The sequence below is a fragment of the Pseudomonas sp. 2hn genome, assembly GCF_019646095.1.
Taxonomy (GTDB): Bacteria; Pseudomonadota; Gammaproteobacteria; order Pseudomonadales; family Pseudomonadaceae; genus Aquipseudomonas; species Aquipseudomonas peradeniyensis.
In genome coordinates this window covers 325,426-338,918 of the sequence record NZ_CP081016.1, presented here as the reverse complement: position 1 = coordinate 338,918, position 13,493 = coordinate 325,426, and the positions used below count along the sequence as shown (strand labels likewise).

At 62.4% G+C, this 13,493-nt stretch carries 12 protein-coding genes; 9 read left to right on the top strand and 3 right to left on the bottom strand.

The annotated features are described in order from the left end of the window. Window positions 1–87: 87 nt before the first annotated feature. The 5 genes from choX to K2O50_RS01595 all read left to right on the top strand — a co-directional run bounded on the left by choX (window position 88) and on the right by K2O50_RS01595 (window position 4,319). On the top strand, window positions 88–1,032 hold the full coding sequence (gene choX, locus K2O50_RS01615; protein WP_050703419.1) for a choline ABC transporter substrate-binding protein: 945 nt from the start codon (window positions 88–90) through the stop codon (window positions 1,030–1,032). A 197-nt stretch (window positions 1,033–1,229) separates the two neighbouring features. Then, a complete protein-coding gene (locus tag K2O50_RS01610) occupies window positions 1,230–2,114 on the top strand; it encodes a 3-keto-5-aminohexanoate cleavage protein (RefSeq protein ID WP_050703418.1) in 885 nt (294 codons plus the stop codon). 153 nt (window positions 2,115–2,267) lie between these two features. After that, complete coding sequence (locus K2O50_RS01605) at window positions 2,268–3,233, top strand: L-carnitine dehydrogenase (protein WP_050703417.1); 966 nt, start codon at window positions 2,268–2,270, stop codon at window positions 3,231–3,233. 10 nt (window positions 3,234–3,243) lie between these two features. After that, entirely contained in the window at window positions 3,244–3,714 is a 471-nt protein-coding gene (locus K2O50_RS01600; RefSeq protein ID WP_050703416.1) for a thioesterase family protein, read from the top strand. Window positions 3,715–4,061: 347 nt separating this feature from the next. Then, window positions 4,062–4,319: a hypothetical protein gene (locus K2O50_RS01595; protein WP_028688456.1), complete on the top strand. Its 258-nt coding sequence runs from the start codon at window positions 4,062–4,064 to the stop codon at window positions 4,317–4,319. A 152-nt stretch (window positions 4,320–4,471) separates the two neighbouring features. Here K2O50_RS01595 and K2O50_RS01590 read toward each other — a convergent pair whose 3' ends face one another. Beyond that, window positions 4,472–5,578: a GlxA family transcriptional regulator gene (locus tag K2O50_RS01590; protein WP_050703415.1), complete on the bottom strand. Its 1,107-nt coding sequence runs from the start codon at window positions 5,576–5,578 to the stop codon at window positions 4,472–4,474. Window positions 5,579–5,967: 389 nt separating this feature from the next. Continuing rightward, the gene (locus K2O50_RS01585; protein ID WP_050703414.1) at window positions 5,968–7,344 is read right to left on the bottom strand and encodes an L-serine ammonia-lyase; all 1,377 of its coding nucleotides are present in this window, start codon (window positions 7,342–7,344) and stop codon (window positions 5,968–5,970) included. A 444-nt stretch (window positions 7,345–7,788) separates the two neighbouring features. Between K2O50_RS01585 and K2O50_RS01580 the strand changes: the two genes are divergently transcribed. The 4 genes from K2O50_RS01580 to K2O50_RS01565 all read left to right on the top strand — a co-directional run bounded on the left by K2O50_RS01580 (window position 7,789) and on the right by K2O50_RS01565 (window position 12,668). After that, the gene (locus K2O50_RS01580; protein WP_220689963.1) at window positions 7,789–8,736 is read left to right on the top strand and encodes a choline ABC transporter substrate-binding protein; all 948 of its coding nucleotides are present in this window, start codon (window positions 7,789–7,791) and stop codon (window positions 8,734–8,736) included. An 81-nt stretch (window positions 8,737–8,817) separates the two neighbouring features. Next, window positions 8,818–9,666, top strand: coding sequence for a choline ABC transporter permease subunit (choW, locus tag K2O50_RS01575; RefSeq protein WP_177330813.1), 849 nt, complete (start codon window positions 8,818–8,820; stop codon window positions 9,664–9,666). Further along, complete coding sequence (gene choV, locus K2O50_RS01570; protein WP_050703411.1) at window positions 9,663–10,841, top strand: choline ABC transporter ATP-binding protein; 1,179 nt, start codon at window positions 9,663–9,665, stop codon at window positions 10,839–10,841. Before choW ends, choV begins: the two co-directional genes overlap by 4 nt. A 219-nt stretch (window positions 10,842–11,060) precedes the next feature. Then, on the top strand, window positions 11,061–12,668 hold the full coding sequence (locus K2O50_RS01565; protein ID WP_082337603.1) for a M12 family metallo-peptidase: 1,608 nt from the start codon (window positions 11,061–11,063) through the stop codon (window positions 12,666–12,668). 50 nt (window positions 12,669–12,718) lie between these two features. Here K2O50_RS01565 and hisF read toward each other — a convergent pair whose 3' ends face one another. Further along, window positions 12,719–13,489: an imidazole glycerol phosphate synthase subunit HisF gene (hisF, locus tag K2O50_RS01560; protein ID WP_050703410.1), complete on the bottom strand. Its 771-nt coding sequence runs from the start codon at window positions 13,487–13,489 to the stop codon at window positions 12,719–12,721. Between the last annotated feature and the right edge of the window lie 4 nt (window positions 13,490–13,493).

Genomic DNA, 13,493 nt, shown 5'->3' with positions numbered 1-13,493 from the left:
TTTTCCACCCTGCCGCCAGCGTAGCGTGTTCTCACGGCCCGCAGAGGCCGGACCCATAACAATATGCACTGCCGATGGAGAGCCACCATGCAACGCTTTATCCGCCGCAGCCTGTTGTCCCTCGCGCTCAGCACCACCGTAGCCGCTCCCCTGTTCGCCGCCGAACCCGCCGTCTGCAAGGATGTGCGCCTGGGCGTGGTCAACTGGACCGATGTGATCGCCACCAGCGCCATGGCCCAGGTGCTGCTCGATGGCCTGGGCTACCAGACCAAGCAGACCAGCGCCTCGCAGCAGATCATCTTCGCCGGTATCCGCGACAAGCGCCTGGACATGTTCCTCGGGTACTGGAACCCGATCATGACCCAGACCATCACCCCGTTCATCCAGGCCAACCAGGTCAAGGTGCTCGACAAGCCCAGCCTGGAAGACGCCCGCGCCACCCTGGCCGTGCCCAAGTACCTGGCCGACAAGGGCCTGAAGACGTTCGCCGACATCCACAAGTTCCAGAAGGAACTGGGCGGCAAGATCTACGGCATCGAGCCGGGCTCGGGCGCCAATACCCAGATCAAGGCGATGATCAGCAAGAACCAGTTCGACCTGGGCAAGTTCCAGCTGGTCGAGTCGAGCGAGGCCGGCATGCTCGCCGCGGTGGATCGCGCGGTACGGCGCAAGGAGGCGGTGGTGTTCTTCGGCTGGGCGCCGCACCCGATGAACGTGAACATCGACATGGTCTACCTCGGCGACAGCCAGGATGCCCTGGGCCCGGACGAAGGCCGCGCCACGGTGTGGACGGTGACCGCGCCGGACTATGCCGAACGTTGCCCCAACGCTCACCGCCTGCTGGCCAACCTCAGCTTCAGCGCCGAGGACGAGAGCCGGATGATGCAGCCGCTGCTCGATCACAAGGACGCGCTGGAGTCCGCCCGCCAGTGGCTCAAGGACCACCCCGAGGACAAGGCCCGCTGGCTCGAGGGGGTAACGACCTTCGATGGCAAGCCCGCCGCGGACAACCTCAAGCTCACTGCCAACTGACAGAACCTCATCGCCTACTCGTCCACTGACAGGTCTACCCGGTCGGTGTAGGAGCGGCCTTGTGTCGCGAAAGGGGTGCGAAGCGCCCCCAGGATTCATGCATCAGGCAGATGTTGATGGGGCCGCGTTGCGGCCCTTTCGCGGCACAAGGCCGCTCCTACAGAGGTCCGGCCCACAGCCACAAAAAGGAATCCACCATGAACCACGACGTCATCATCACCTGCGCCCTCACCGGCGCCGGCGACACGGTCGCCAAGAGCCACCTGGTCCCGGTCACCCCGAAACAGATCGCCGAATCCGCCGTCGAAGCCGCCAAGGCCGGCGCCACCGTGGTCCACTGCCACGTTCGCGATCCACAAACCGGCCGCTTCAGCCGCGACGTCAACCTGTACCGCGAAGTGATGGAGCGCATCCGCGAGGCTGACGTGGACATCATCGTCAACCTCACCGCCGGCATGGGCGGCGACCTGGAGATCGGCCCGGGCGAGTCGCCCATGGAGTTCGGCCCAGGCACCGACCTGATCGGCCCGCTGGAACGTCTGGCCCACGTCGAGGCACTGCTGCCGGAAATCTGCACCCTCGACTGCGGCACCCTCAATTTCGGCGACGGCAATGCCATCTACGTCTCCACCCCGGCCCAGCTGCGCGCGGGCGCCAAGCGCATCACCGAGCTGGGCGTGAAGGCTGAGCTCGAGATCTTCGACACCGGCCACCTGTGGTTCGCCAAGCAGATGATCAAGGAAGGCCTGCTGGACGACCCGCTGTTCCAGCTGTGCCTGGGCATCCCCTGGGGCGCCCCGGCCGACACCACCACCATGAAGGCGATGGTCGACAACCTGCCCGCCGACGTCACCTGGGCCGGTTTCGGTATCGGTCGCATGCAGATGCCCATGGCCGCCCAGGCCGTGCTGCTCGGCGGCAACGTGCGGGTGGGGCTGGAAGACAACCTGTACCTGGACCGTGGCGTGCTGGCCAGCAACGGCCAGTTGGTGGAACGGGCGGCGGAAATCATCACCCGCATGGGTGCTCGCGTGCTCACCCCGGCCGAAGGCCGGGAAAAGATGAACCTCAAGCGTCGTTGAGCCCCCGGAAATCATGGGGATCTTGTGGGAGCGGGCTTGCCCCGCGAAGCAGGCGCCGTGCTGGATGGCACCGGCTTGGCCGGTGATCGCGGGACAAGCCCGCTCCCACGCATGCGCGACACATCATTGAACAACGTTCCGCAGGAGCCAGATATGCCCTTTATCACCGAGATCAAGACCTTCGCCGCCCTGGGTAGCGGCGTGATCGGCAGCGGCTGGGTCGCCCGCGCCCTGGCCCATGGCCTGGACGTGATTGCCTGGGACCCGGCCCCCGGCGCCGAGGCCGCGCTGCGCAAGCGCATCGCCAACGCCTGGCCAGCCCTGCAGAAGCAGGGCCTGGCGCCCGGCGCATCGCAGGATCGCCTGACCTTCGTCGCCACCATCGAGGAATGCGTGCGCGACGCCGACTTCATCCAGGAGAGCGCGCCCGAACGCCTGGACCTCAAGCTCGACCTGCACGCGAAGATCAGCGCCGCCGCCAAGCCCAACGCGATCATCGGCTCCAGCACTTCGGGCCTGCTGCCCAGCGAGTTCTACGAGTCGGCCACCCACCCCGAGCGCTGCGTGGTCGGCCACCCGTTCAACCCGGTGTACCTGCTGCCGCTGGTGGAGATCGTCGGTGGCCGCAATACCAGCCCCGACGCCATCGCAGCGGCGAAAACCATCTACACCGCGCTGGGCATGCGCCCATTGCATGTACGCAAGGAAGTCCCCGGGTTTATCGCCGACCGCCTGCTCGAAGCGCTCTGGCGCGAGGCCCTGCACCTGGTCAACGACGGTGTCGCCAGCACTGGCGAGATCGACGACGCGATCCGCTTCGGCGCGGGCCTGCGCTGGTCGTTCATGGGCACCTTCCTTACCTACACCCTGGCCGGTGGCGACGCCGGCATGCGCCACTTCATGGCCCAGTTCGGCCCGGCGCTGAAGCTGCCCTGGACTTACCTGCCAGCACCGGAGCTGACCGACAAGCTGATCGACGATGTGGTGGAAGGTACCTCGGAGCAGTTGGGCGAGCGCAGCATCGCCGCGCTGGAGCGCTATCGTGATGACACCCTGCTGGCGGTACTGGAGGCGGTCAGATCGAGCAAAGCCAGCCACGACATGGCCTTCGGCGACTGAGGAGAAAACGATGCCTGCCCTGATCACCTACCGTACCCGAGTGTTGCCGGAATGGGTCGACTACAACGGCCACCTGCGCGATGCCTACTACCTGCTGATCTTCAGCTACGCCACCGATGCGCTGATGGAGCGCATCGGCCTGGACGCCGATGCTCGTGGCCAGAGCGGACATTCGCTGTTCACCCTGGAGGCACACATCAACTACCTGCACGAGGTGAAGCTCGATACCGAGGTGTGGGTGCGGACGCAGGTCATCGGCTTCGACAGGAAGCGCCTGCACCTGTACCACAGCCTGCACCGGGAAGGGTTTGACGAGGCGTTGGCGGCCAGTGAGCAGATGCTGCTGCATGTGGACCTGGCGGGGCCGAGGTCGGCGCCGTTCAGTGAGCGGTGCAGAGAACAGTTGCAAGCGCTGGCCAATCAGCAGCAGGACCAACCACCTCCTGGACTTATCGGCCGCACCATACGATTACCGGCCTGACGCATGATCTCGTGGGAGCGGGCTTGCCCCGCGATAGCGATGACAGGCTCATCACCGCAATCACGCGGCAAGCCCGCTCCCACGAGATGTTCGCCCACATAAAAAACAACCCCGGAAAGCCGTGAGCATCCGGGGTCAAGAGCGAGCAACATCCACTGTGCATGAAGTGAGGGTGACCAAACCCTCGGTGCCGTGAATGACTTCAGTGTGCGGCCTTCCTTCCCCGACGATTTAGCCGTAAACGACCTGTTCTTAGCCAAAGCGGCCATCGCGACAATCCGCCCTTGCCGCCCTGGCGCGTCGGACACAGAATCGATGGCAAACAACAGCGGCGAAGGACATTAGTCATGATGCATGCGGACTTGATCGACCAGGACGACCTGCTGGGCCAGCTGCGCTCGCGGGGTTTCGACATTCCGGCCGGCGCCAGCGCCGAGCAGGCCTGCGAGGTGGTGATACGCGGGCTGACCGAGCCCAATGCGCGGGCCCTGAAGGGTATGGTGGAGCAGATGTACACGGGTAGCGCGACCATCCTCCCGGCCGTGCGCCAGGCCATCGACAAGCAGTTGCTGCCGGCGTTGGCGCAGTTCAACAAGCGCGCCTGAAGCATTGACTGGGCTTGTGTGTAGGAGCGGCCTTGTGCCGCGAAAGGGCTGCGAAGCAGCCCCAGGATCTTAGCGTTCATGCCTAGATTGCTGGGGCCGCTACGCGGCCCTTTCGCGGCACAAGGCCGCTCCTACAGGGGGCCAGTTTTCGGCTACAGGCGCACGCTGGCAAAGGTCGATTCATTACGCGCCTGGCTCAGCGCCGCCATCGGCCCGCTGTGCGGCGACAGGGCCATGGCCTGCGGGATCGGCATCATCGCCACCTGCTGGGTGGTGTTCGAACCCACGCGCTCGTCACGCGGCGGAATGCCGAAGTACTCGCGGTAGCACTTGGAGAAGTGCGGCGTGGACACGAACCCGCACACCGACGCCACCTCGATGATCGACATCGGCGTCTGCTTGAGCAGTTGCCGGGCACGGATCAGGCGCAGCTTGAGGTAGTAGCGCGACGGCGAGCAGTGCAGGTACTTCTGAAACAATCGCTCGAGCTGACGCCGCGATACCGCCACGTACACCGCCAGCTCGTCCAGGTCGATCGGCTCCTCGAGGTTGGCCTCCATCAGCGCGACGATCTCCTGCAGCTTCGGCTGGTTGGTGCCGAGCATGTGCTTGAGCGGCACGCGCTGGTGGTCCTGCTCGTTGCGGATGCGCTCGTAGACGAACATCTCGGAGATCGCCGCCGACAGCTCGCGGCCATGATCGCGGCTGATCAGGTGCAGCATCATGTCCAGCGGCGCGGTGCCGCCGGAGCTGGTGAAGCGGTTGCGGTCGAGGGTGAACAGGCGGGTGCTCATGTTGACCCGCGGGTAGGCTTCCTGCATCGCCGCCAGGCATTCCCAGTGCACGCTGCAGTCGAAACCGTCGAGCAGCCCAGCGCAGGCCAGCGCCCAGCTGCCGGTGCACACCGCGCCCAGGCGACGCGACTGGCGGGCCTGGGCCTGCAGCCAGGTGACGTGCTCGCGGGTGACGGTGCGCTGGATGCCCACGCCGCCGCAGACGATCACCGTGTCCATGGGCGGTGCGTTGTGCATCGCCGCGTCCGGGGTGATCTGCAGGCCATCACTGGCCCATACCTGGCCACCGTCGACGGTCAGCGTGTGCCAGCGGTACAGCTCGCGGCCGGACAGCTGGTTGGCCATGCGCAGGGGTTCGACGGCCGAGGCCAGCGAGATGAGGGTGAAGTTGTCCAGCAGGAGAAAGCCGATGGACTGGGGTGCTGTGCGGTTCTGGGTTGGGTTCCCGGAGGTGTACGACGTCATCGCGATTTCTCCTCACACAATGCAGGGTGTGCCTCAGGCGAGCACTGTTCTTGTAATGGCCCCGTTTCGTATGCAGGGGCTTTGCCAATCTCAACGCAAATGGCATGCCTGAAATTGAACGCTCATCCAATAAAACCCAAAAACGACGTCGGCATGCGCCTTCCAGCGGGCCGGGTGATGAGCGTCAGGTCAAACGCAAACGGGCGCGCCAGCGCCCCTGCGCGTCACCGCTGAGCAATTCGGTAGCACTTGTGGGAAGGTTGCCCAGATGCGACAGACTTGAGTGTCACCGACAACGACCCTGCTGGTAACGACAGGCGACGGCCGGTAGATGACAACCGATGCGCCAGAATGTGGCGCATCGGTCAGGCGTGGGCCAGAACGGCGCATCAGCACTCGATGACGCTGACCGCAAGACCCCCGCGCGAGGTTTCCTTGTACTTGTCGTGCATGTCGGCGCCGGTGTCGCGCATGGTGCGGATCACCTGGTCCAGAGAGATGAAGTGCTCGCCGTCGCCGCGCAGGGCCATCTGCACGGCGTTGATCGCCTTCACCGCGGCGATGGCGTTGCGCTCGATGCACGGTACCTGGACCAGGCCGCCGACCGGATCGCAGGTGAGCCCGAGGTTGTGCTCAAGGGCGATCTCGGCGGCGTTCTCCAGCTGCGCGGGCGTCGCGCCCAGCACTTCGGCCAGACCCGCCGCAGCCATGGCGCAGGCCGAACCGACCTCGCCCTGGCAACCGACCTCGGCGCCGGAGATCGAGGCGTTCTTCTTGCACAGGATGCCCACCGCGGCCGCGCCGAGGAAGAAATCCACCACGTTGGATTCGTCCACCACATCGGAGAAACGCATGTAGTAGTGCAGCACCGCCGGAATGATCCCGGCCGCGCCGTTGGTGGGCGCGGTGACCATGCGCCCGCCGGCGGCATTTTCCTCGTTGACCGCCAGGGCGTAGAGGTTGACCCACTCCATGGCGCTCATGGTCGAGCCGATCACATTGGGCTTGCCCAGCTCCTGCAGGCTGCGGTGCAGCTTGGCGGCGCGGCGGCGCACATTGAGCCCGCCGGGCAGAATCCCTTCGTGCTTGAGGCCGTTGTCCACGCACTCCTGCATGGCCTGCCAGAGCTTGAGCAGGCCGGCACGAATCTCTTCTTCATTGCGCCAGACCTTCTCGTTGGCCAGCATCAATTGCGACACGCTCAGGTCGTTTTGCCTGCATAGCTGCAGCAGCTCGGCGGCGCTGTTGAAGTCGTAGGGCAGCACGGTCTGGTCGGCGTCCAGCACGCCACTGGCGGCCTGGGCGGCATCGACCACGAAGCCGCCGCCCACCGAGTAGTACGTGTCGCGATGCAGCTCGCCACCCTCGCCTTCGGCGATCAGGGTCATGGCGTTGGGGTGATACGGCAGGTTCTCGTCCAGCAGCAGCATGTCGCGGGCCCAGACGAATTCGATGGGCAAGCGGTTGTCGAGTTTGAGCACGTTGGTTTCACGCAGGTCGGCGATGCGCGGGGTGATCTGGCTGGGGTCGATGGCGTCGGGCCATTCGCCCATCAGGCCCATGATCGTGGCGTTGTCAGTGCCGTGGCCGACACCGGTGGCCGACAGCGAGCCATACAGCCGTACCTCGATGCGCCGTACCCGCTCCAGCTCGCCGCGTTCGCGCAGCCCCTGGACGAACAGCGCGCCGGCGCGCATGGGGCCGACGGTGTGTGAGCTGGAAGGCCCGACACCGATCTTGAACAGGTCGAACACGCTGATGGCCATTGTCGCATCACCTCTTGATGGGCTTGTCTCGCAGCGCCGAACACCGCCTTGCGCAACTGCTAGGCTGAAAGCTCGAGCCGCCTCGGAATGCTCGCATCATCGGGCTTTTGCCCACCCCCTCGCCGTCTGCAACCGACGTACTTTTGTCCAGCAGCGCCGCCACTGCACCGGCCCTGCGTGCGCCGTTTTCCAGCGCCGGGACGCCGTAAAAACCGAGGCCGGGGGGTGGAAAAATCCAGTTGCGACATCGTCCGTACTGGATGCGACCCGTCCTGTACTGGATACGACGCCACCAGTAGGCGATTGCCGAACGCTGGAGGATTATCGAAAGCGACTCGTATTGCACGGCCTCGCATCCTGCCCTCTGCAGGCCTGGTCGACCGGAGCCCTGAGAACGCCCGGCGACCCACGCGAACCCGAAGATAAAATCACAGGAGTCCATCCATGAAAGGTTCACCCAAGCTGTTGCTGGTCGCGTTGCTGTCCGCTCCGCTGCTGGCCCAGGCCGCCGAACCCGAGCAGTGTAAGACGGTGCGTTTCTCGGATGTCGGCTGGACCGACATCACGGTCACCACCGCGACCACCAGCGTCGTGCTCGAAGCCCTGGGCTACAAGACCCACACCACCATGATCTCGGTACCGGTGACCTACAAGTCGCTGGCCACCGGCAAGGACCTGGACGTGTTTCTCGGCAACTGGATGCCGACCATGGAGAACGACATCAAGCAGTACCGCGACGCCGGCACCGTCGAGACCGTGCGCGCCAACCTGGAGAACGCCAAGTACACCCTGGCCGTGCCCCAGGCACTGTATGACAAGGGCCTGAAGGATTTCGCCGACCTGCCCAAGTTCAAGCAGGAGCTCAAGGGCAAGATCTACGGCATCGAACCCGGCAACGACGGCAACCGCACCATCCAGAAGATGATCGACGACAACGCCTTCGGCCTGAAGGACGCCGGCTTCCAGATCGTGCAGTCCAGCGAGGCCGGCATGCTCGCCCAGGTCGACCGGGCGCAGAAGCGCGACGAGGCGATCGTGTTCCTCGGTTGGGAACCACACCCGATGAACACCCGCTTCAAGATGCAGTACCTGACCGGCGGGGACGCCTATTTCGGTCCCGACTTCGGCAAGGCCACCGTGCTCACCAACACCCGCAAGGGCTATGCGCAGGAATGCGCCAACGTCGGCCAGCTGCTGAAGAACCTGTCGTTCGAGCTCAAGGATGAAAGCACCATGATGGGCTATGTCCTGGACGACAAGATGAAACCCGAGGCTGCGGCCAAGAAGTGGCTCAAGGACAACCCCGGCAAGCTGGATGCCTGGCTCGCCGGCGTGACCACCGTGGACGGCAAGCCCGGCCTCGAGGCGGCCAAGGCCAAACTGACGCAATAACGCAAGACGCAATGGCAACACCTCGGGGCGGGACCGTGCCCGCCCCGGACTGATTTCAATCTTTGCAGGTGGAAGCTCGCTATCATGCTTATCGATCAGAAAATACCCCTGGGGCAGTACATCGCCTCATTCGTCGAATGGTTGACCCAGAACGGCGCCAGCTACTTCGACGCCATCGCCGCAGGCCTGGAATTCATGATCCATGGGGTCACCAGTGCCCTGACCTGGTTCAACCCGTTCGTGCTCATCGCCCTGTTCGCCGCCCTCGCGCACCTGATCCAGCGCAAGTGGGCCCTTACCGTCTTCGTCGCCCTGTCGTTCCTGTTGATTTTCAACCTGGGCTACTGGCAGGAAACCATGGAAACCCTGGCGCAGGTCACCTTCGCCACGGTGGTCTGCGTGGTCATCGGCGTGCCGCTGGGCATTGCCGCCGCGCACAAACCGATGTTCTATACCGCCATGCGCCCGGTGCTGGACCTGATGCAGACCGTGCCCACCTTCGTCTACCTGATCCCGACCCTGACCCTGTTCGGCCTGGGCGTGGTACCGGGGCTGATCTCCACCGTGGTGTTCGCCATCGCCGCGCCCATCCGCCTCACTTATCTGGGCATCTGCGACGTGCCGCAGGAACTGATGGACGCCGGCAAGGCCTTCGGTTGCTCGCGCCGCCAGCTGCTGACCCGTATCGAACTGCCGCACGCCATGCCGAGCATCGCCGCCGGCGTGACCCAGTGCATCATGCTGTCGCTGTCGATGGTGGTGATCGCCGCCCTGGTGGGCGCCGACGGCCTGGGCAAACCCGTGGTCAACGCACTGAACACCGCCGATATCTCCCTGGGCTTCGAAGCGGGCCTGGCGATCGTGCTGCTGGCAATCATGCTCGACCGTATCTGCAAGCAACCGGAGCTGCCGGTAAGGGGTGAGGCATGAGCATCATTCGATTCGAAGACGTCGACGTCATCTTCTCCAACAAGCCGCGCGAGGCGCTTTCCCTGCTCGACCAGGGCAAGACCCGCGAGCAGATTCTCAAGCAGACGGGCCTGGTGGTCGGCGTCGAGAAGGCCAACCTGGACATCAACAAGGGCGAGATCTGCGTGCTGATGGGCCTGTCCGGCTCGGGCAAATCCAGCCTGCTGCGCTGCATCAACGGCCTCAACACCGTGAGCCGTGGCAAGCTGTTCGTCGAGCACGAAGGCAAGCACATCGACATCGCCCACTGCACCCCGGCGGAGCTTAAGATGATGCGCACCAAGCGCATCGCCATGGTGTTCCAGAAGTTCGCCCTGATGCCCTGGCTGACGGTGCGCGAGAACATCAGTTTCGGCCTGGAAATGCAGGGCCGCCCCGAGAAGGAACGGCGCAAGCTGGTCGACGAGAAGCTCGAGCTGGTGGGCCTGACCCAGTGGCGCAACAAGAAGCCGGACGAACTCTCCGGCGGCATGCAGCAGCGCGTGGGCCTGGCCCGGGCGCTGGCGATGGACGCCGACATCCTGTTGATGGACGAGCCGTTCTCGGCCCTCGACCCGCTGATCCGCCAAGGCCTGCAGGACGAACTGCTGGCCCTGCAGAGCAAGCTGAGCAAGACCATCGTGTTCGTCAGCCACGACCTCGACGAGGCCCTGAAGCTGGGTAGCCGCATCGCGATCATGAAGGACGGGCGGATCATTCAGTACAGCAAGCCGGAAGACATCGTGCTCAACCCGGCCGACGAGTATGTGCGCACCTTCGTCGCCCACACCAACCCGCTCAACGTGCTGTGCGGCCGCAGCCTGATGCGCAGCCTGGACCAGTGCAAGCGGGTCAACGGCTCGGTGTGCCTGGACCCGGGAATCGACTCATGGCTGGACCTCGGCGAAGGGGGCTCGCTCAAGCGCGCGCGCCAGGGCCAGAACGGGCTGGACATGCAGAACTGGGCACCGGGGCAGGATGTGGAGCTGCTGGAGCGCAGGCCGACCGTGGTGCACGCCGATATCGGCATGCGCGAGGCGCTGCGGATTCGTTACCAGACCGGCAACAAGCTGGTGTTGCAGGATAACGACAAGGTGGTGGGGATTCTTGGGGATACCGAGCTGTATCACGCGTTGCTCGGCAAGAATCACGGGTAATGCAATGGGGGCCGCTTTGCGGCCCATCGCAACACAAGGCCGCTCCTACAGGGATATGCGTTTGCCGGATGGATACGCGTTCCCCTGTAGGAGCGGCCTTGTGTCGCGAAAGGGGGGCATACTAACACCAACCGTTAAGTCTTTACCTATAATTTTTGCCAGTTGTGGCCATTCTCTCAATGCGTTTCATTATGAGCTCACCTCTACGGGAACGAGCTCATGGAATATTCCGACTGGAAGAAACTGTTTTTTATTGCTGGCATCACACTTATTTCAGCCTGCAATTCGACGACACCAAGCCAAACAACCAGCCATTCCACTGAGCGTTCTGCCGCGCTGTTCCAACTGCAACCCAAACTGGACAAACCAGCACTGCAGACGTTGCAGGCGCATCAGGGCGTTCACCCCTATCTGACAACCCTGTTCAACGACCCTGCAACCCTCGAGCTGCATCCGGTTAGCGTGAACCCCGACCTAATCAGCCGTAATACTGATACATTCTCTGTTCCACTGCCTGATGGAAAAACAATAAAATTTCGGAGAAAAGGAGCAGACACGGTGCCAGATGGCATGATCAGCTGGTACGGTGATATCTCATCAGACGCCAAACAGCACAAGTCTTCAGCCGCTGAAGTCGATCTCGATCCTTTTAATTGGATTTCCATAGTACGTCATGACAAACAGTTGATTGGCAGCATCCATGTCAACGGAAACCATTATCGTCTCGAGAGTATTGGCGGAGACCAGCATGTTCTGGTCAAACTTGATAAGACCAAGCTCCCGCCAAAGTCAAAACCAAGATTAACCCCACGAAACAACAAGCCCGCTGCGAATATAAACACATCGCCAAGCTCCGAAAAAAGCCTTATCAGACTGCTCATCGTCACCACCGAACAATCAAGAGCCAAGTACCCGAACGTTCGGCAAACACTACAACAAATACTGACGGAGACCAATATTTATTACAACCAAAGTGACACCAATCTGACGCTTGAGCTGTCCGAGATCTTAGATGCCCCCTATAGCGAATCGGGAAAAACGTATGATGACCAACTTGATGATCTTACCTTTGAGGAAAGAGCCCTTTGGAAATACGTAAACCCCAAACGAGATAGAACTAAATCTAGCTTAGTTACTTTATTTTCGACCTCCATGGAATACTGCGGCCTAGGATGGCTCGAGGCTGACAAACCGTTCGCTTACTCTGTGTTCAGCTGTACTGACTCTACGCTGGCGCATGAGATTGGCCATAATCTCGGAGCTGACCACGAGTTTCCAGACAGCGAGGGGGTGATTCCACGATATGCATACGGTTACGAAAGTAGTATACCCAGCTTCCGTACACTGATGACTACGTCCCATGACGTCATACCTTACTTCTCAAATCCGCGCCTACGGTATCAAGGCGCTTCACTCGGCACCGAAAAATACAATGACGCTGCCCGCCGGTTCGATGAGCGCCGGGAGATTGTTGAAAATTTTTACCCTAGCCCCGTCTATCCTAATATAGTACTTACTTTGAGTGACGACTCTAATTATTGTTTAGTTGTCGCCAGACGAAGCGAAGACTGGGCCATGGTAAACTGGACCCCTGAGTGCAAAGAAGAGGCAATCCAGCCCAAAAGCGCATCAATCTCCAAGTGGTCAGGCAATGGAACCTTATGCTTCAGCAATCTGCTCATGAGCACAAAATTTTGCTACTCAGGAACTTACAACGGCGACTTCAAAATCAGTAATATTTTCACAGGTGAAGGAATACCTTCAGGAATAACATTCAAAAAAACTGGTTCAGGGACTCCTGCTCTTATTCGATACATGTATAAATAGCTAACGCGGCGTACTACATGCTTTTGGGGCCGCAACGCGGCCCCAAACCGTTATCTGATCACGATCCCACGCGAAGCCATGTAGGCCTTCGCCTCCGGCACCGTGTACTCGCCAAAGTGGAAGATGCTTGCCGCCAGCACCGCGCTGGCATGCCCTTCCAGAATCCCGTCGGCCAGGTGCTGCAGGTTGCCCACGCCACCCGAGGCAATCACCGGAATCCCCAGCGCATCGCTGATCGCCCGGGTAACCCCCAGGTCGAAGCCGTTCTTCATGCCATCCTGGTCCATGCTGGTCAGCAGGATCTCGCCGGCCCCCAGGCCTTCCATCTTCTTCGCCCACTCGACGGCATCCAGCCCGGTCGGCTTGCGACCACCGTGGGTGAAGATCTCCCAACGCGGCGTTTCGCCCGGGCCGGAGACTTTCTTGGCGTCGATGGCGACGACGATGCACTGCGAACCGAAACGGTCCGCAGCCTCACCCACGAACTCCGGGTTGAACACCGCGGCGGTGTTGATCGACACCTTGTCGGCACCGGCATTGAGCAGGTTGCGGATGTCCTGCACGGTGCGCACGCCGCCGCCCACGGTCAGCGGGATGAACACCTGGCTGGCCATGCGCTCGACGGTATGCAGGGTGGTGTCACGGCCATCGACGCTGGCGGTGATGTCGAGGAAGGTGATCTCGTCGGCGCCCTGCTCATCGTAGCGCCGGGCGATTTCCACCGGGTCGCCGGCATCGCGGATATTCTCGAACTTGACGCCCTTGACCACCCGGCCGTTGTCCACGTCCAGGCAAGGGATGATGCGCTTGGCCAGTGCCATGGTC

What these genes read in the sequence shown, in the direction of transcription:
- choX (WP_050703419.1), top strand. Translation starts at nt 88, where the DNA reads ATGCAACGCTTTATCCGCCGCAGCCTGTTGTCCCTCGCGCTCAGCACC.
- K2O50_RS01610 (WP_050703418.1), top strand. Translation starts at nt 1,230, where the DNA reads ATGAACCACGACGTCATCATCACCTGCGCCCTCACCGGCGCCGGCGAC.
- K2O50_RS01605 (WP_050703417.1), top strand. Translation starts at nt 2,268, where the DNA reads ATGCCCTTTATCACCGAGATCAAGACCTTCGCCGCCCTGGGTAGCGGC.
- K2O50_RS01600 (WP_050703416.1), top strand. Translation starts at nt 3,244, where the DNA reads ATGCCTGCCCTGATCACCTACCGTACCCGAGTGTTGCCGGAATGGGTC.
- K2O50_RS01595 (WP_028688456.1), top strand. Translation starts at nt 4,062, where the DNA reads ATGATGCATGCGGACTTGATCGACCAGGACGACCTGCTGGGCCAGCTG.
- K2O50_RS01590 (WP_050703415.1), bottom strand. Translation starts at nt 5,578, where the DNA reads ATGACGTCGTACACCTCCGGGAACCCAACCCAGAACCGCACAGCACCC.
- K2O50_RS01585 (WP_050703414.1), bottom strand. Translation starts at nt 7,344, where the DNA reads ATGGCCATCAGCGTGTTCGACCTGTTCAAGATCGGTGTCGGGCCTTCC.
- K2O50_RS01580 (WP_220689963.1), top strand. Translation starts at nt 7,789, where the DNA reads ATGAAAGGTTCACCCAAGCTGTTGCTGGTCGCGTTGCTGTCCGCTCCG.
- choV (WP_050703411.1), top strand. Translation starts at nt 9,663, where the DNA reads ATGAGCATCATTCGATTCGAAGACGTCGACGTCATCTTCTCCAACAAG.
- K2O50_RS01565 (WP_082337603.1), top strand. Translation starts at nt 11,061, where the DNA reads ATGGAATATTCCGACTGGAAGAAACTGTTTTTTATTGCTGGCATCACA.
- hisF (WP_050703410.1), bottom strand. Translation starts at nt 13,489, where the DNA reads ATGGCACTGGCCAAGCGCATCATCCCTTGCCTGGACGTGGACAACGGC.